The following is a 16,692-nucleotide window of genomic DNA, read 5'->3' as shown; positions in this document are numbered from 1 at the left end:
GCGGCGGTCCAGGGGTCGGTCGAGTCACGTTGAGTAGTGGTCAGGTGCGGTCTCTGGCAGCGCTGAGGTGTGTGGTCATGGTGCTGTGAACGGGTGGGTGCTTCGACTGGGGCCTTGATCGGGTCCGATGTGTGCGGGGTGGATGATCTGCTGGTGGCGTACGCGGGTGATGCCGTCGAGCGGGGTCGTCTTCGGCTGGCCGATGGTTGGCTGCGTCGCTGGGTCGGTACGTGGCTGGTCGGCAGGGCCGAGGTCTCGTGGCCGTTGGCGGAGATGGCGTCGGTTCCAGTGCTGTCGTCGCAGCCGGTGCGGAGGTTCACTTGGCGGTCCCGGCAGGGACACCGGCCGGGGCTGCAGTTCATGGTCTCCACGGGGCGGCACCACGGCTTCGAGTCGCTGGAGGAACAGCGCCTGCTGCTCGCGCTGGACTTCGTCGGCGTCTTGGAGGTCCTGCCACAGCCGTTCGAGCTGGACTTCGAGCACCAGGGAGGGCGGTCGCGCCATGTTCCGGACTTCCTGGCGGTGATGCCGGACGGGAGAATCTGGCTCTTCGACGTTCGCCCGGAGTGGCTGGTCAAGCCGGAGGACCGGCTGAAGTTCGCCGCAGCCCGGGAGGCGGCGGCGGCCTGCGGCTGGGGCTATTCGGTGGTGGCCGGCTGGCAGGAGCACGTGCTGACGGGCTTGGACCACCTGTCGTCGCAGCGCCGTCCGCTGCCGGACCGGCTCGGCCTGGAGGGAGAGTTGCTGGCGGCGGCGCCGCTGCGGTTCGGTGAGCTGGTGGCGGCGACCAGGCTGCCGGCCCTCGCCCGCGCGCACGCGACGCATCTGCTCTGGCACCGGCGTCTGGGCGTCGATCTGGGCCGGCCGCTCGGCGACACTTCGCTGGTCTGGTCTGTTCGCGCAGGCGGTGTGTGATGCGGTCGTTCGACCTGGCGGTGGGCACGCGGGTGGTGCTGAACGGCGTCGAGTGGACGGTCACCGGGATCGAGCCGCAGTTCGGGCGGCTGACGCTGGCCACTGAGGAGGGCCGGACGGAGGTCCGCTCGTTCGCCTGGCTGGTCAACCATCGCGATGCCCGGCCGGGACGGCCCGCGCCCGCACCGGCCGCGGCGGTGGGCGTTCAGCCGGCGGGTCCGGCGGACCTGACGGAAGACCAGCTGCGGCGGGCTCGGCTGCGGGCCGAGCATGTCCGGGAGGCAGTGACCGGGTTCCGCGAGGGGACCGCGTCTCTGGCCCGGCCCGGCGAGCCGCGGCCTGCCTACGATCCCGCGACGACGACGCTGACCGAGCGGCGGCGGGCGAAGGTCGCCGAGTTGAAGGCCCTGCCCGCCGGCGAGGCGGCGATGCTGGGACTTGCCGGGCTGGGACTGCGCACGCTCCAGGGTCTGTCCACGGTTGCGCCGCAGGATCTGCTGACGGCCTGCGCGGACGGACGGTGGACCCGGCGGCGCGGTCCGCGCCGCAGCATCACGGCGGAGATCCGCGAGGCGGTGTTCGCGGTCCACAAGGAGTGCCAGGGCCGTTCGCGGATCAGCATGAGCGCGAAGCACCGCCTGTTGCACCAGTACGTCGCGGAGCGGTTTCCCGACTTCCCGACCGAGAAGGTCCCCTGCCGGGGCACGCTGGCCGCGGTCTGGGAGGAGTGGTTCGGCCCGCAGGGCGGCCGGCAGCGCTACCTGCGGTCGGCCGCGGCGGCCGAGGAGGCGGGCGTCCAGAGCCGGGTGGTGGTCCACCGGCCGGGCCAGGTGCTGGCACTGGACTCCACCCCGCTGCCGGTCAAGCTGCGCGAGTCGGTGTTCGGGGAGCCGGTGGGCGCGACGCTGACGCTCGGCCTGGACCTGTTCACGCACTCGGCGCCCGCATTCCGGCTCACCCCGCAGGCGGATCAGTCGGTCGACGTCGCCATGCTCCTGCGGGACGTGATGCTTCCGCTGCCGATGCGTCCGGGCTGGGGCAAGGAGATGGCCTGGCCCTATCCCGGCGTCCCCGCCGAGATCGTGGCCGAGTTCGCCGGTCACGAGGTCGCCGCCCTGCCGTTCTTCACCCCGGAGACGGTCACCACCGACCACGGAGGCCCCTACAAGAGCCACGAACTGGTGGCAGCAGAGCGCGAGTTGGGCTGCAACGTGCTGCCTGCCCGGGCTCTGCGTCCGACCGACAAGTTCGCCGTCGAGCGCGCGTTCTCCGCATTCAAGACGCTGCTGTTCGAGCACCTTCTCGGGTTCACCGGAACGGACGTCGCGGATCGCGGAAGCGACCCAGAAGCAGACGCGGTGCTGACGTTCTCCCAGATGGAACACCTGATTGCCGCCTGGATCGTCCAGGTTTGGCAGGTCAGGGAGTTGGGCGAGTACGCCCCGGCTTGGGGGCCGGGCGAGCGGCACAGCCCGAACTCGCTGTTCGCGGCGGCGATGCAGCAGGGCGGCTTCTCGCTGCGGATCCCCGAGCCGGAGCTCTACTACCGGCTGCTTCGCCGGCACCACGTCAAGATCCACCCGCGTCGCGGAGTCAAGATCCTCGACCTCTGGTATCACGCTCCGCTCCTCGACCAGCCCCGCTACCAGCAGCCATCAGAGCGCGGCGGCCAGCACTCGGGCAAGTGGGCGGTCTCCAGTGACCGGCGCGACCGACGCACCGTGTTCTTCCAGGACCCGGACGACCACCAGGTCTGGCACACGCTGCGATGGACCGGACTGCCGCCCGAGGGCGAGGTCCCCGCGTTCTCCGACAAGACCGCGGCCGACCTGCTCGCCGAGGCCCGGCGGGCCGGCCTGGCCCCGCGCTCGGACGCCGAATTGCTGCCGGTCCTGCTGAAGCTGCTGGGCTCGGTCACCCCGGTCGCCTCCTGGCCGAGCCAGGCCGGGAAGAAGCAGCGGGCCGCCCGCTCGCGCGAGCACACACGGGCCCAGGCCGCGGCCGCCGACCGGCCCAAGCCCGACGCCGTCCCGGCGCCCGCAGCGATGCCGCAGCTATGGGAACAGCACGCCAGGACCGTCCAGGCGGCGGTCGACGCCGACCGCCGCCGCCGACGCGAGAGCGCGGAGCCGACCACGCTGACGCCGCCGCCACTGCTGGAGGAGTCCTTGCGCGGCAACCTGTTCCTCCTTCCCGCCCACGCCCCGGTCGACCGAGCCGACGACGAACCCCTGGAGAACACGTGACGGCATCCGGATCAGGAGATCCGCAGGACCAGTGGCCGTCGCGGGAACGGCTCGCCGAGCTCGTGCTGCGGCCCGCGCTGCACCGCGACACCTTCGAGGGCTGGCAGCACTACCGCCGCACCCGCGGCCAGTTGCTGCCCCCACCACGGTTGACCCCCAAGCAGTGGTCGGTGCTGCCCGCCGACCGCCGCTTCGACTACGACATGTTCCGCCGGCTGACGAACGTGAACCTGCCACTGCAGCAGACCCCGATGGCGGCGAAGGTGACCCGGTTGATCAAGCGGCGGCTGCACGGCAACGCACTCAAGATGGACGACCCGACACTCGCCGGGGTGATGGTCAGCGGCTTCGGCCACTACGGCAAGACCGCCACGGTCAGCGCGGTCTGCGCGGCGTTCGAGGACTCCTGGCTGCAACTGCACGACTTCCTCAACCGGGCCGCTGTCCCCGGGACAGCCGACCTGCACGCGCCGGTCGTCTACGTCTCCACCCCGGTCACCGCCACCCCGAAGAGCACCTGCCTGGCGATCCTGCGGTTCTTCCGCGCCGACATGCGCGCCTCGGCGACGCTGCCCCGCCTGGTCCAGCTGGTCGCCGACACACTGCGGGACCACGGGGTCCGCGCACTGGTGCTGGACGACATCAACCGGTTGCGGATGCACCGCGCCGACGACCAGGACGTGCTCGACCTGATCCGCGCGTTCATGAGTCTGGGCGTCACCTTGATCCTGACCGGAGTGAACATCCCCGGCACCGGGCTGCTGCGCGAGGCGAAGTGGAACGCGCGCCAGCAGCAGTGGGTGCTGCCCTCGCTGGACTCCACCCGTGTCAACGGTCTGGAGCCCACCCAGACCGAGCACCGCTTCGAGCTGGTCGAGATGGACCGTTTCCGCTACACCACCAGCGAGCAGATCAACGCGTTCCTGCAGCACCTACGCGGCATCGAGGTCCACCTGCGGCTGCTGAACGCCAAGCCGGGCATGCTGACCGAGGGCACGATGCCGGAATACCTGATGCGTCGCACGAACGGCGTCGTCGGGCTCTTGGGCCGGCTCGTCGAGGACGGCTGCCAGGAAGCCATGGACAGCGGCCGCGAAGTGCTGGACGAAAACACGCTGGACGAGATCGTGATCCGCCGCGACGATCCCCACCTCACCCCGGAAGAGGTCGACCCCGAGCCGCCGGCCGCCGCCCCGCGGGCACCTGCCCGCCGGCGCCGCGGCCGCAACACCGTCTTCGACGACCACGGCCCCGCCTCGGCGGCCGGCTCGGCAGGCTGAGCCATGGCCGTCCCCGACCACCGCATGGCCAGGTGCTTGGTCCCGCTGCCGGACGAGTCGCTGCCCGGCTTCGCACTCCGCCTCGGCGACCGCCTCCACCTGCCCCCGGGACACATCCTCTGGCGGCTCGGCCTCCTCGGCGCCCAGGCCACCGCGACCCTCGCCCCCAGCGGCCGCCTGTTCTTCATCGACCCGGTCAAGCGCGAGCGGCTCGCCCGGATCATCGGGACCACCCCGCAGAGCGTCGACCAGCTGACCCTGCATCCGCTGGCCAGCCGGTTCCCGCCGGTGGCCCACGCGCTGAGCCTGCCCCGTCCTGCGGGCGAGTTGCCCAAGCCCCGCCAGATCGCCCCGCCCTGGATCCTGTCCTCGTTCAGCCGCTACTGCCCCCACTGCCTGGCCGGGGACGGCTCGGCCATCCAACAGCGGCACGGCGGGCCATGGCTCCGCCGCTGGCGACTGGCCACCAGCTTCGCCTGCGTCAAGCACCGCGTGTTTCTGGAACACCAGTGCCCCGGCTGCCACCGGCCGTCCGGCCTCACACTCAACGGGAGCTGGCCCGGCTCCCTCCTCCTGATCGGAAACCCCGGGCTTGAAGGCCTCCACCCGGCCGCCTGCCGCGGCAACGAGGCCGGACGGCCCGGCGTGATCTGCGGCCACCGACTCGACCAACCCGCCAACGCGCCCATGCGGCCCCTGCCGCAGAACCTCGCGGATCTGCAGTCCCGTCTCGACCACCTCTTTGACGAGGAGACCGCGCCGGAGGACGCCTTCGCGGCCTTCGCCGACCTCCAGACGATCACCGCGGTCGTCCTCGCGACCTGGCCCGCGATGGCGGACATGGTCACCGCCGACCAGAAAGCCGCCGTCGACGAGCACCTAGCCGCCCAGGAGAAGCGACTGCCCGGCTTCGTCGCCCAGAGCGCGCCGCGCGACGATGGCGTCTTCTGGACCTACCTGCCGCGCTCATCCATCGGCGCCGCCGCGGTCCTGTCCGTCGCCGACCAGCTGCTGGGCCTTCCCGATGGAGAACTCGGGCAAGAACTCGGACGGCTCGCCCCCCGATGCCCCGAACGCGACAACAAGCGGTGGGGAGCCACCTGGAAGCTCCTGGACAAGGACACTACACTCGCCCGCCGCGCAGTCGTCCAGCAATCCCTGCGCAAGCGCGCCCGCCCGCGCACCCCCTCCAAAGCCTGGTCCCGTCGCCAGATCATCCCCTCGCTCCTCGCCCTCGAGATCGAACACCGCCATGGTTTCGCTCCCGAGAACATCCCCCAGGAACTACCCGACCAGTGGTTCCGGATCTTCTGGACGGATGCGGACTGCCCGTTCCCGCCTCACTCGCGCAGGTTCCGGCGCACGGCCGCGATCCTGCTCGTCCAGGCCGCCGAAGAGATGAACGCTCAACAGGCAGCCGAGTATCTCGGCTTCCCGCCCGGCACCAACTTGCTGACCGCCCCGGCTCAGCAGCCGGTCACCGCCGACTCTGACGAACGCGCGGACGAACTTCGCGAAAGCCTCTACCGGCTCGCCGACCACCTCGCCGCCATCCCCGCGGCCGACCACGTCGACTACCGGCGTCGCCGCCGGCAACACGAGTCCTGGCACCTCGGCGACGACGCGTTCGCCGAGCTCGTCGAGCGCTTCGTCGCGGCCAACAAGAGAAAGCCGGCAGCCCCAGCAGACCAACTGCACGAGGCCCTCTCCGCACTCATCTGGTCACAGGTCACAGGCAGCGAGCCCTGCCTCGCTCCCTGCTTCCGCCCGCCCTTCGCCGCACCGGGCCGCAGCACCACCAGAAGCGATCCGGCCATCCATCTCGCCAACCGGCTTCGACGAGACAAGCCCCGCTCGCCCTACTCCGTCCTCCTGCCGCTGCTGGCCGACCATGCCGCCGATCTACTTCGATCTTGAGCGGCAGCGGGACAACGGCCCCTACTACCCCTTCGCCTTTCGGTGGGCGTGAGTCGTGTCTCCCGCGGGTGTGTCGAGGGGAGCGTGAACTTGGTCTCGGACCCGCGTCTGGCCCGAGACCGAGCCGGATCAGGTCGTACGACGTCGGATCCAGAGGAAGCAGAAGCCCGAGAGTGCCGTGGTCATGGCGGCGTAGAGCGTTGTCTCGATCAGTTGAAAGGGCCAGTAGCGGGTGTTCGGCTGGTAGGTGGCGGTCACGTGGAGGTCCTGTCCGGCCAGGCAGGCGACCGTCCCGTCGAACCGGCCCGGCATCAGGCAGCTGTTGACCTTCTCCGCGCTGGGCGGTTGTCCGGCTGAGTCGAGTGCGTGGCCGGCGGAGACGACCCAGGCGTCCGGGAGCGAGATTCCGCCGATCACCAGCGACGAGCCGTTGTGGGTGATGCCGTCGGCGTGGCTCAGCGTCGTCGCGTCGAGCCGGATGTCCGCGGTGCGCGCGGGGAGGTAGTGCGGCCGAAGGCTGGTCGGCACAACGACTTGCACGGTCGCGAACACGGCCAGGGTCAGGCCCATGGCGGCGATCGGTCGTCGCAGCAGTAGGCCGGCGGCGGCGCCCAGTGCGAAGGCGAAGGCCGCGTAGGAGAGCGGAACGATGCCGCGGGCGCCGAAGACCAGCGCGGAGAACCTGGCGGCCTTGACCGTGTCGTACTGGCTCGCGCCCCAGGTCATCAGCAGGTCGAGCAGTCCGGTCAGGGTCACCGCGCCGAGGCCGACGATCAGCAGCTTCACCGTCAGCCAGCGGGTTCGGGTGACGCTCTGGTGCCAGGCCAGCCGGTGGGTTCCGGCTGCGAGTTCCCCGCTGATCAATGGCGCTCCCCAGAAGACGCCGAGCAGGCCGGGGATGGTCATCAGGGCCAGGTCCGTGAGCATGATGACGGTGGAGTACTTGTCCGTGAAGCCCGAGACCAGGCCGGGTGCACAGCCCGTGGCGATGCACTTCGCCAGGCTGCGGTCGTAGTCGCCGCGGATGTTCAGGCCGAGCACCAGGAGGTAGATCGCGGCTGCGGCGAGAGCGAGCGCGCCGACAGTCGCCTGGGTTCGGAACTGGCGCCAGGTCATCCAGGTCATCGGAGGTCCTCCCGGTCCTGCGAGTTGTGCGTCTGCCGGTCACGGGCCAGGTACGCGAGGACCAGGTCTTCGAGGTCGGGGCGCTCGGCCTGCCAGTTCCCCTCCGGCAGTGGCCCGGTGGCCCTGACGAGGAATGCGCTCTGGTGGTCGGTGTGGTCCTCCTGCACGACCGACAGGTGTGGGGAGAGCGCGGACGCTGCACGGCGTGGACCGACGATGCGGTAGTGCTCGGCGATCAGGTCCTCGCAAGGCCCGGCCAACCGCACCCGGGCTCCGGAGATCAGAAGCAGGTAGTCGCAGACCCGTTCGAGGTCGGCGATCACGTGAGAGGACAGGACGATGGTCCTTCCCTCCCGCTCTGCGGCGAACTCCGTCAGGCCATGCAGGAACGAGCGCCGGGCCAGCGGGTCGAGGGCGGCCACCGGCTCGTCCAGCAGCAGCAGGTCTGGCTGCTTCGCGGCCGCGAGGGCCAGTGCCAGTTGCGCGCGCTGGCCGCCGGACAGCCTGCCAGCCTTCTGTTGAGGATCGAGGCCGAGCCGTTCGATCCGACGCTGCGCGGCCTCGTGGTCCCAGGCGGGGTTCATCCGAGCGCCGAAGCGCAGATGGTCGGCTACCGACAAACCGGCGTACACCGGGGTGTCCTGGGCAACGAATCCGACCCTGGCCAGCTGTCCGGGGCCGTCCCCAGGCTCGTGGCCGAGGACACGGATGGTTCCGGTGGTGGGCTTCAGTTGGCCGCAGGCCAGGTTCAGCAGTGTGGACTTGCCGGCCCCGTTGGGGCCGACCAGTCCCACCACCCGTCCTGCCGGGATCGACAGCGTGCACTCTGCCAGGGCCCATCGGCCCTTGTACCGCTTGCCCAACCCGTTGGCCTCGATAACGGCGGTCATGCTCCTCCTCGGATCGCGGGTAGCCGTGGGCGATTCGCCACGACGTGCTGCGGCGACGGCTTCCACCGTGCCGGGCGAGTGGAGGGGACGGCGTCGGGCCCAAGGACAGACCTCGACACGGCCGACTGGCCTCAGGTACACCTCGTCGCATCAGCCCACAGACCGACGCGGGGCCCCTGACCCGGCAGCTACATTGCGATCATGGAATCGCTTCAACCGCCTCTGCTCAAGCGCCTGAGCACGACGCACTGGGCTGTGATCGACTGTGCTGCCGCGGTGCTGGTGATGGCCGGATCCACCCTGCTCTGGCAGGGGACGGACCACGCGGACGGGCCGAAGCGCGCTGACCTTCTCATCGCCGTGCTCTCGCTGCTAGCGGTAGCCTTCCGCCGGCGCTGGCCGTTTGCCGCGCTCGTGGGGGTTGTGACCATCGGAACGGTCGCCACGTTCGTACGCGGGGGGCCGGTGCCGCTGGTGGCGGTCGCCTTCGCGATGTACGTGATCCCTCAACGGTCACGACGACGCGAGGCGCTCCGGGTGCTCACCGCCACCTTGCTGGTGATGGTGCCGACCGCAGGGCTCACCGGGTTCCTGCAATTGCCGTACGGTCCGCCCACTCGGCACAGCGCCGCGCTGCTCGTCGAGAGCGCGCTGCTCGTCACGGTGGCGTGGACGATCGGCTACGCGGTGCAGCAGCAGAGGCTCTACACCGACAGCTTGCACGCGCAGGCGGAGCAGCGCGCGCAGGAGCAACTGGGCGAGGCCCGCCGCGCGGCCGGTGAGGAACGCCTGCGGATAGCGAGGGAGTTGCACGACGTGGTGGCGCACACGATGAGTGTGATCGCGGTGCAGGCGGGCGTCGCGAACCATGTCGCCGCCGAGCGTCCGGACGAAGCGCGGCGCGCGCTGTCGTCCATCGAGGAGACCAGTCGCGGGGCACTGCGGGAGATGCGGGCGATGCTCGGGATTCTCAGGGGCGAGGAGAACAGCGGGCAGCCGAGCCAAGGCGGTGCCGGGACGGCTCCCGCACCGGGGCTGGCGGATCTGGGCGCCCTGGTGGAGCGGACTGCGGAGGCGGGCGTTCGGGTGGATCTGGAGGTCTGCGGCGAGCGGCCGGAGCTGTCTGCCGGCCTGGAGCTGGCCGCCTTCCGGGTCGTTCAGGAGGCGATCACCAATGTGATCAAGCACGCGGCAGTGGAGCGGTGCCAGGTGGCCGTCATGTACCACCCTGATGCGGTGACGGTGGAGATCACGGACGACGGCGTCGGTGACGGATGGGATGCCGGGAAGGGCATCGGCCGGCTGGTGGCCGGCCACGGCATTGTCGGCATGCGTGAGCGGGTCGGCATGTACGGCGGCGCGTTCAGGGCCGGGCCGAGGCCAGGAGGCGGCTTCCAGGTCACCGCCCGATTCCCGTCCACCACGACCGGGGTCTCGCTGTGATCCGCGTACTGGTCGCCGACGACCAGGCGCTTGTCCGTGGCAGCTTCCGTCTCCTCGTGGACACCGCACCCGACCTGACCGCCGTCGGCGAGGCCGAATCGGGTGAGGAGACTGTCGACCTCGCCAGGCGGGAGAGGCCCGACGTCGTCCTGATGGACATCAGGATGCCGGGCCTCAACGGCATCGAGGCGACCCGGCGGATCACTGCAGACCCGGCGACCTCGGGTGTCAGAGTGCTGATCCTGACGACCTTCGACATCGACGAGTACGTCTTCGCAGCCCTCCACGCAGGCGCGAGCGGCTTCCTGCTGAAGGACACCCGGCCGGCCGACCTGCTGGCCGCAATCCGTGTCATCGCGGCGGGCGACGCTCTGCTCGCCCCGGGCGTCACCCGCCGCCTCATTGAGGAGTTCACCCGCCTCCCCGAAGCCTCCAGTCGGCCCTCCGCCGCGCTGGTGGAGACAACCGATCGGGAGCGGGAGGTTCTGACCCTGGTCGGCCTCGGCCTGTCGAACACCGAGATCGCCACCCACCTGCACGTCAGCCTGTCCACCGCCAAGACCCACGTCGGACGCCTGCTCATGAAACTCGGCGCCCGCGACCGGGCCCAACTCGTCATCGCCGCCTACGACGCCGGCCTGGTCCGCCCGGCATCCGCCACTGAGACACGTCGCACCAGAGCTGACTGAGCCCGTAGCCCGCTCTCGCATGGTCGGACAGCGCTACGGCCCCTCGGCGTGCGTCCACGCTGCCCGTGCAGCAATGTCCGTAGCTGGCGGTCGGCCTGCGGCATGATCGATCTCAACCGTATTGGCTGCCCCCGCTACTACTTGCCCCGTATTTGCAACCTGCCAACAGCTTGATCCGTCACCGCCCGTCACCGAGGCTGGACGCCCCTTCGCAAAGTAACGCCTGCAACGGCTCGCAAACTACAAGCCGCAACCCCAGGTTGCAGAACGCGGAGTCGCAAACTACCAGTTGAAGTCACAATCGGCCGAAGCCCGCTCCCGGCCCGGTGTCCGCCCCGTTCGGCGGAGCCGACCTCACTCCTCCTCGCGGAGGTATTCGATCCGGTGGGGATCCGGCCCCGATACCTCCTCACGGAGATTCAGGGGCCGCCGCGCCGGCCGCGCCCGCCGCGCAGCCTGGCCCGCTCGGCCGGCGCGGCCTCGGCCCCACCACCACCTCGATCCCGCTGCCGAAGATCGGCCCCGGCTGGGAGATCCGCGGTTGGCCCGCCCAAGGCGGCCTGTACCTGATCGCCCGCGACGAACAGCTCGTCGGCTGGACCGAGGACCGCCCCGACCAGGGCTGGATCGCCCTCGTCGGCCTCGGCGACCCGCCCACCTGCCTGGTCGACGCCCAGGACCACCCCATCCGGCACCTCAGCGCCCGCCACGCCGCCCGGAGCATCTCCCTGGCCCTGCGCCAGAACCCGGCCCTCGCCCGACCCGCACCTGACCTGCGCCGGTGAGTTTCGGGCCGCCGCACCTCACCAGCCCGGGACGGCCATGGCCTCGACGGCCGTACGCAGCCGGACCGCCACCTGGGCCGCCGCTTCGCGGGTCACCGCGTCCTGGCTGTCGGCCAGCAGCCCGAGCAGCTCCACCGCCGCGGTGAGCGCCGGCACCGGCACCGCCGCCTCGCGCAGCAGCATCAGCTGCTCGGCGGCGCGGTGGCCGGCGGATGCGGCGGGAGCGGCGGCAGGCAGCAGCGCGGTCAGCCCGGCGCCCAGACCGGGTCGCCGGGAAGCGGGAGAAGGACGCGTCATGCCTTCCCAACCCGCCCAGCCCCGCCCGGGTCACGCCCACCCGAATCCGGCGGTGGGCGTCCAGCCGGAAACCCCGGAGAGGCTGCTCGCGGGAGTGGTCTGGCGCCGGCGGGGCCGGGGACGGCAGAGGGCCCCGCACGGTGGGTGCGGGGCCCTCTTGCGCGCCGGGTTGATGGTGATCAACCCGGCAACTGGTTCCGACGGGCTTGCGCTCTTATCGGATGCGGGGTCACGTTGCAGCGTTTCCCCAGATGAAGTTCCGTTCGCTCGGACTAACGCGTGAACCATGCCGGTCTCCCCGTTCCCGGTGAGGTCGGCCTGATTAGTACAGCGCTCCGCTGCGTTGATCATCAGGTTGATCACCTTGTTCCGCAGTACCCGCATTCACCGGTGGGAAGTGGAATCAACCGGAACACACTGACCTGTGATGATGTCCGGTTGATGAGACCTGTCGAAGGCGGTTGATGAGTTGTTCACCGCCTTCCGGAGCGCCTTTTTGTGCCCTTTATGACCCGATTTAGAAGCATTAGCAAACGGAATTCGATCCTCAACTTATTCGTTTTCCGCAGGCCCCGGAGAGGGGCACGGCGTAAGGCTTTGAGTGCCAGCTCCCGGTGCGCTTGAATCGGATGGCGATGCTCGCCCTCGGTTGCAGCTGAGGGATCGCTCGGACTATCAGCCGCGGGCAGGCCCTAAACGGGCCTGCCCGCACCTTCCCCTACCCACATGCGGGGGAAGGCGTGGACCAGGGCCCTTCGGGGCCCAGGAGAGGACGTGCGCCAGTGGCGCGTCACCCCTTCGATCCCGGCCGGGGGCCGGCATCACCCGCCTGGTCATCCTCTGCCTCCTGGCCCTGGCGGCCTTCGGCGGACTGATCTGGCTCCTCGTCAAGCTCGGCATGCCGGTGGTCTCCGCCGTCTACGCCGTGCCGATCCTCGTCCCGCTCGCCATCCAGCTGGTCCGCGCCCTGCAGGGCAACGACCGCCCGGACGACAACGACGGGCCCCAGGACTCCCGACCCCCGGTTTACGTGCCGTCCGTGCGCGCGGAGCCGACCGAGACCGCGCCGGCCGAGCTGCCCCCGGCGCCGACCGTGCTCGCGCTGCCCACCGCCCCGGCCGAGGCCATCCCGTCCGCCGAGCCGGACATCCGGCCCGACGCCCCGGCTGCCGAGGAGGGCACCACCGGTGCCGCGGCCTGAAAACCCCATCGATCCCAACGCCCCCGAGCCGATCCGGGAGATCGCCGCAGGCCTGCGTGAGGCCCGCGCCCAGGCCGGCAACCCCGACTACCGGTCCATGGGGAAGCGGGCGAACTACTCCTCCACCGCGCTCTCCCAGGCCGCCTCCGGCAAGAAGTTCCCCTCGCTGTCCCTCACCCTCGCCTACCTGGAATCGCTCCAGGTAGGACCCGAGGTGCTCGACGAGTGGGAGCGCCGCTGGACGCAGGCCAAGCAGGACCTCGCCAGCATCCCGGCTCCCGCCCCCACTCGCATCGAGACGATCACCGTCACCTCTCAGGGAACGATGCGGCCCCGCGACTCGGCGGAGCTGGTGAGGCCCCGCACCTCGCCGGCAGCACAGGCCACGATGTTCCGCCTGCCGGGGTTCGGCATGATCACCACCCGCGGTGACTGGAGCCGGGCGATGTACTGGCTGCGACACCGCAACCCCGCTGACGTGGGAAGAAAAATGTCGATGGGCCACATCGCCGCCTCGTCAGGCGTCCCCATGGCACTGATCCCCGCCATGCTCACAGGAGAACGGATTCCTCGCCCCGCGATCCTGCAGGAGGTGCTCCGTGCGATGGGAGCCACCCCTGCGGAGTGCCAGGTCCTGCTGTACGCCGCCGAACACCTGCACACGGTCCGGCTCGGGCCGGACTACACGAACGGGCTTGTCTCCGACGTCTTCGAGGAGGGGAGGTTCAAGATGCGAATCCCCACCGGCCTGATGGAGGAGCTCGATGAGGCTGCGGAGTCGGAGCAGCAGCCGAAGGCGGAGCAGCAGTCGGCGGTCAAGGTCCAGCCCGAGGACAACCTTCTCTACCCCTTGCTGCACCGGCTGATCCGCACCCCCGCCTTCTGGGTCTGGGCCCAGAGGGTCACCATGGCCCTCCTGGGCCTCACCGCCCTACTGGTCTGGCTCCTCGCCAAGTAGCCGACCACGAACCTGGCGAGACCCACCAACACCACCGCATCGCCCCTGAGTGCCGGGTCGGTCCCCACCAACAACCCGGTGGGCGCCGACCCGGCGCTCTCCTTCTTCAGCGCGACCGAGACCACCCCGCCGCTGCGCCCGGGGCTGACGCCATCTCGCTCATCCCCGGCCGCACGGCCCGGGGCCTTCGGCGGGCCACGCCGCGCCCGTTCCCGGACCGGCCGCGCGTCCGGCGGCGTGGGCGGCGTCCATCGCGGACGCCAGCGGCGGGATCTTGTACTTCACGTCGCCCAGCACCGCGGCGGGCATCACCGCTGCCAGCGCGCACACGGCGACCAGCGCGGCCCGCTCCCTGACCGTCAGCTCGGGCAGCCCGGGGGCGCAGGTGCTGCCGGTGATGACGTCGGCCGCCAGGTCGTGCGCCAACTCCTCGGCCAGCTCCCCGTGCCTGCCCGGCACGACCTCCCGGCCCGATGCCCTCCCTATGGCGGCCGCGGCCCGCTTCAGCACGATCCGGTGCCGCCAGTCCGCCTGCCGCTGCGCCAGCTCCCCCACCTACTCGGCGGCCCGCCGACTCGCCTTCCCGGCTTCGGCCAGCACGTTGTTCACCACGTGCTCCCGCGTCCGCTGCCCCAGGTCCTCGGCGTCGTGCCCGGGCGGGAAGTAGATCGTGTCCGTCATGCCCGACCAACGGCCACACCCCCGGGAAGGGCACGGCCGCCCGGCGGTGGCCGCCAAACTCACCGGCCGCCGAGGTTGAAGGACAACCTTGGCGGAGTGCTTCCGCGCCCCCTACCGGTCCCCGTGCCGTTCCCCCTACCGCAAGGTTCCGCCCCTCAGCGGGCAAAAGACCAGTTCAGAGCGCCTGGCAAGGGCTCATCGGAAATCCCGACAACCCTTCTTTTCCTCCCCCTGTCCTTCCTGTGCTGTTGAGTGTGTGGGTTGGTGGGTGGGGTCGGTCGGAAGGGTTCGACGGCCGCTCCCGAGCCGCTGGGCTCTCCCTCCACCGGCCGGGCGGCCTCCCGGCGGGGCCGGGGCGCTGCGCGCGGCGAGGAGACCGAGCGGGCAGCGGACGGACGGGAAGGGGCGGGGCGTGGGCGAGGACCAGGCGGTGGCCGGCGCGAAGGCGTGGGCCGGGTCGGCGGACTACCCGAACAAGTCGACCAGCAAGCTGCGCGGCGACGTCCTCGCCGCGCTCGGCGTGCTGAAGGTGGCCACCGCCGACCAGCTCCAGCGGATCGTCCGCCCCGACCTCAAGTCGAACAAGGCGATCCGGGCCGCGCTCCTCGACCTCCACCTGCACGCCCTGACCGCCTCCGACGGGCACACCGCCGACCGCGAGAAGCTGTGGCGTCTGACCGGCCACGGCCTGGAGGCCGCCCAGGAGGTGCTGCCGACCGGCCGCGACCTCGGCGGCATCGCCCGCGGCGCCAGCCGATCCGGCGCACCCCACAGCATGATGGTCAACGAGAGGATCCTGGCCGTGCTGCAAGGGGGCTCCAGCCCGCTCGGCGGAGGCGGCGTCGGCAGCATCGCGGACTGGTCGACGGAGACCGTCCACGAGGTCGGCCCGAAGATGCGCGCCATCACCGACGCCGGGCTGCGCGCCCCGCAGCCCGGCCTGCCGGTGCTCCTGGTCGAGGTCGACCGGGGCACCATGACGGCGGAGACGGTGGCCGCGAAGTTCGAGCGCTACAAGCGGTTCTTCGAGCGCACCGCCAAGCGCGGCGAGGAGATGCGCCCGTACTGGCACCTGATGTACAACCACCGGCCCCGGCGGATGTACGGGCAGGACCCGAACGCGGTCTTCCCGCCGGTCGCCATCGTCTTCGGCGGGCGCCTCGGTCCGGGGTTGCCCTGCAGAACCGCCTGGAGGCCGTCCAGGACGCCTCCCAGCCCTTCTGGAAGCCCCGCTGGAGGCGGGGCAGCGACCACGACGAGCCCTACTACTGGGACTACAGCGGCAAGATCCCCGTCATCGCCACCACCCTGGAGCACCTGCGCCAGTTCGGGCTGACCGGCCCGGCCTGGCAGCGCTACGGCCACCACGGCCGCCTGGAGACCCCCACCGACGCTCTGGCCGACCCGGACGGCTGGGAGGCGCACAGCGAGCGCCAGGACGCCCGCCTGGAGGCTGACCGCAAGGCGCGGGCGGCCAAGGAGGCCCAGGAACGCGAGCTGGACATGCAGCGCCGCCACTGCCCGACCTGCGGCCGGCGCCCTGACGATTCGAGCTACGACACCGAGCTGCAAGGGAGCTGGGACGGCGAGGAAGAGTGCGAACCCTGCCGCGCCGAGTCCGACCGGGCCCGCGAAGCCCAGGCCGCCCTCGCCCTCCAGGGCGCCGACGAAACCCGGGAAGCCCGGCTCCGGGCCCGCGAGCCGAAGCCGGACCCGGAGCCCGTGCCGAAGAAGCGGCGCCGCTTTTTCAGCTGAATTCCAGAGAGAACACCACCTCAGACGGGATTGTTTGGCGCTGGTTTTTGATGCAGGGGCGGTGGTGGGATATCGGCGGTATCTGGTGGTGGGTTTTCGAGGGTCCTGCGGGATGGGCTCGGGCTGGGAGGGGAGGGGTGGTGAGGCGAGATTGGCTGACAGTAGAAAGTGAAGCAGAGGCCGGGGTTCCGGCAGGGTTCCCGGACGGGCCCGTCCTGATACACCCCCACCTTTTCCTCACTCTCAGCCGCCATCACCCGGAGGCCCGGCCCGGCCGGTCCGGGCCCTGATTCACCCACCCCAACACCCCCACTCCCCAGCCCGGCCGTAGGCCGCTCCTCCGTCAGCCATAAGACCAGATCAAACTCATGATGGAGCCTCAGCCACCCGGGCCGCCGGAGCGAAGCGGAGGCGCGCCCCGGCCGTGCGCGAAGCGCTCGGCCGCGCCCGAGCGAAGCCGGGCGCAGGACACGCGGAGCGGGGCTAGGGCGCCCGAAGGGGGGCCCCCGC

At 70.9% G+C, this 16,692-nt stretch carries 16 protein-coding genes; 11 read left to right on the top strand and 5 right to left on the bottom strand.

Annotated elements, in window-relative coordinates:
- The first annotated feature begins 138 nt into the window (after positions 1 to 138).
- From ABD345_RS13925 to ABD345_RS13910, 4 genes are read left to right on the top strand one after another with little or no spacing between them, the layout of a single operon-like run.
- Positions 139 to 915: a TnsA-like heteromeric transposase endonuclease subunit gene (locus ABD345_RS13925; protein ID WP_344552338.1), complete on the top strand. Its 777-nt coding sequence runs from the start codon at positions 139 to 141 to the stop codon at positions 913 to 915.
- Positions 915 to 3,161 (top strand): transposase, encoded by a 2,247-nt coding sequence (locus ABD345_RS13920; protein WP_344552337.1) that lies wholly within the window; start codon positions 915 to 917, stop codon positions 3,159 to 3,161. Before ABD345_RS13925 ends, ABD345_RS13920 begins: the two co-directional genes overlap by 1 nt.
- Positions 3,158 to 4,441, top strand: coding sequence for a TniB family NTP-binding protein (locus ABD345_RS13915; protein ID WP_344552336.1), 1,284 nt, complete (start codon positions 3,158 to 3,160; stop codon positions 4,439 to 4,441). The genes ABD345_RS13920 and ABD345_RS13915 overlap by 4 nt, the downstream gene beginning before the upstream one ends.
- A 3-nt stretch (positions 4,442 to 4,444) precedes the next feature.
- The gene (locus ABD345_RS13910) at positions 4,445 to 6,358 is read left to right on the top strand and encodes a TniQ family protein (protein ID WP_344552334.1); all 1,914 of its coding nucleotides are present in this window, start codon (positions 4,445 to 4,447) and stop codon (positions 6,356 to 6,358) included.
- A 129-nt stretch (positions 6,359 to 6,487) separates the two neighbouring features.
- Here ABD345_RS13910 and ABD345_RS13905 read toward each other — a convergent pair whose 3' ends face one another.
- Together ABD345_RS13905 and ABD345_RS13900 are read right to left on the bottom strand one after the other, a co-directional pair.
- Positions 6,488 to 7,483, bottom strand: coding sequence for a hypothetical protein (locus tag ABD345_RS13905; RefSeq protein ID WP_344552333.1), 996 nt, complete (start codon positions 7,481 to 7,483; stop codon positions 6,488 to 6,490).
- Complete coding sequence (locus ABD345_RS13900) at positions 7,480 to 8,373, bottom strand: ABC transporter ATP-binding protein (protein ID WP_344552332.1); 894 nt, start codon at positions 8,371 to 8,373, stop codon at positions 7,480 to 7,482. The genes ABD345_RS13905 and ABD345_RS13900 overlap by 4 nt, the downstream gene beginning before the upstream one ends.
- Before the next feature lie 201 nt (positions 8,374 to 8,574).
- Between ABD345_RS13900 and ABD345_RS13895 the strand changes: the two genes are divergently transcribed.
- From ABD345_RS13895 to ABD345_RS13885, 3 genes are all read left to right on the top strand, one after another.
- Positions 8,575 to 9,816, top strand: a complete 1,242-nt coding sequence (locus ABD345_RS13895) for a sensor histidine kinase (protein ID WP_344552331.1) — start codon at positions 8,575 to 8,577, stop codon at positions 9,814 to 9,816.
- Positions 9,813 to 10,505 (top strand): response regulator, encoded by a 693-nt coding sequence (locus ABD345_RS13890; protein ID WP_344552330.1) that lies wholly within the window; start codon positions 9,813 to 9,815, stop codon positions 10,503 to 10,505. The genes ABD345_RS13895 and ABD345_RS13890 overlap by 4 nt, the downstream gene beginning before the upstream one ends.
- Before the next feature lie 326 nt (positions 10,506 to 10,831).
- Complete coding sequence (locus tag ABD345_RS13885; protein ID WP_344552328.1) at positions 10,832 to 11,290, top strand: hypothetical protein; 459 nt, start codon at positions 10,832 to 10,834, stop codon at positions 11,288 to 11,290.
- Positions 11,291 to 11,308: 18 nt separating this feature from the next.
- Here the strand turns inward: ABD345_RS13885 and ABD345_RS13880 are convergent, their stop codons facing one another.
- A complete protein-coding gene (locus ABD345_RS13880; protein WP_344552327.1) occupies positions 11,309 to 11,587 on the bottom strand; it encodes a hypothetical protein in 279 nt (92 codons plus the stop codon).
- An 898-nt stretch (positions 11,588 to 12,485) separates the two neighbouring features.
- On the opposite strand from ABD345_RS13880, the gene ABD345_RS13875 reads away from it, so the two are divergent.
- Both ABD345_RS13875 and ABD345_RS13870 read left to right on the top strand, forming a co-directional pair.
- Positions 12,486 to 12,788: a hypothetical protein gene (locus ABD345_RS13875; RefSeq protein WP_344552326.1), complete on the top strand. Its 303-nt coding sequence runs from the start codon at positions 12,486 to 12,488 to the stop codon at positions 12,786 to 12,788.
- A complete protein-coding gene (locus ABD345_RS13870) occupies positions 12,775 to 13,746 on the top strand; it encodes a hypothetical protein (RefSeq protein WP_344552324.1) in 972 nt (323 codons plus the stop codon). The genes ABD345_RS13875 and ABD345_RS13870 overlap by 14 nt, the downstream gene beginning before the upstream one ends.
- Positions 13,747 to 13,905: 159 nt before the next feature.
- On the opposite strand, the gene ABD345_RS13865 is transcribed toward ABD345_RS13870, so the two are convergent.
- Both ABD345_RS13865 and ABD345_RS13860 read right to left on the bottom strand, forming a co-directional pair.
- Positions 13,906 to 14,301, bottom strand: a complete 396-nt coding sequence (locus tag ABD345_RS13865; RefSeq protein ID WP_344552322.1) for a hypothetical protein — start codon at positions 14,299 to 14,301, stop codon at positions 13,906 to 13,908.
- Positions 14,302 to 14,427, bottom strand: a complete 126-nt coding sequence (locus tag ABD345_RS13860) for a hypothetical protein (RefSeq protein ID WP_344552321.1) — start codon at positions 14,425 to 14,427, stop codon at positions 14,302 to 14,304.
- A 412-nt stretch (positions 14,428 to 14,839) separates the two neighbouring features.
- On the opposite strand from ABD345_RS13860, the gene ABD345_RS13855 reads away from it, so the two are divergent.
- On the top strand, positions 14,840 to 15,763 hold the full coding sequence (locus ABD345_RS13855; RefSeq protein WP_344552320.1) for a replication-relaxation family protein: 924 nt from the start codon (positions 14,840 to 14,842) through the stop codon (positions 15,761 to 15,763).
- Positions 15,764 to 15,930: 167 nt separating this feature from the next.
- Positions 15,931 to 16,182, top strand: a complete 252-nt coding sequence (locus ABD345_RS13850; protein WP_344552319.1) for a hypothetical protein — start codon at positions 15,931 to 15,933, stop codon at positions 16,180 to 16,182.
- Positions 16,183 to 16,692 lie beyond the last annotated feature (510 nt).

The sequence above is a fragment of the Kitasatospora saccharophila genome (assembly GCF_039529925.1).
In the GTDB taxonomy this organism is placed as follows: Bacteria; Actinomycetota; Actinomycetes; order Streptomycetales; family Streptomycetaceae; genus Kitasatospora; species Kitasatospora saccharophila.
This window is presented reverse-complemented; position numbering and strand designations above follow the sequence as displayed.

Excerpts from the sequence above, each read along its gene's own strand:
- ABD345_RS13920 (WP_344552337.1), top strand. The coding sequence starts at position 915 with ATGCGGTCGTTCGACCTGGCGGTGGGCACGCGGGTGGTGCTGAACGGC.
- ABD345_RS13910 (WP_344552334.1), top strand. The coding sequence starts at position 4,445 with ATGGCCGTCCCCGACCACCGCATGGCCAGGTGCTTGGTCCCGCTGCCG.
- ABD345_RS13905 (WP_344552333.1), bottom strand. The coding sequence starts at position 7,483 with ATGACCTGGATGACCTGGCGCCAGTTCCGAACCCAGGCGACTGTCGGC.
- ABD345_RS13900 (WP_344552332.1), bottom strand. The coding sequence starts at position 8,373 with ATGACCGCCGTTATCGAGGCCAACGGGTTGGGCAAGCGGTACAAGGGC.
- ABD345_RS13895 (WP_344552331.1), top strand. The coding sequence starts at position 8,575 with ATGGAATCGCTTCAACCGCCTCTGCTCAAGCGCCTGAGCACGACGCAC.
- ABD345_RS13880 (WP_344552327.1), bottom strand. The coding sequence starts at position 11,587 with ATGACGCGTCCTTCTCCCGCTTCCCGGCGACCCGGTCTGGGCGCCGGG.
- ABD345_RS13875 (WP_344552326.1), top strand. The coding sequence starts at position 12,486 with ATGCCGGTGGTCTCCGCCGTCTACGCCGTGCCGATCCTCGTCCCGCTC.
- ABD345_RS13860 (WP_344552321.1), bottom strand. The coding sequence starts at position 14,427 with ATGACGGACACGATCTACTTCCCGCCCGGGCACGACGCCGAGGACCTG.
- ABD345_RS13850 (WP_344552319.1), top strand. The coding sequence starts at position 15,931 with ATGCAGCGCCGCCACTGCCCGACCTGCGGCCGGCGCCCTGACGATTCG.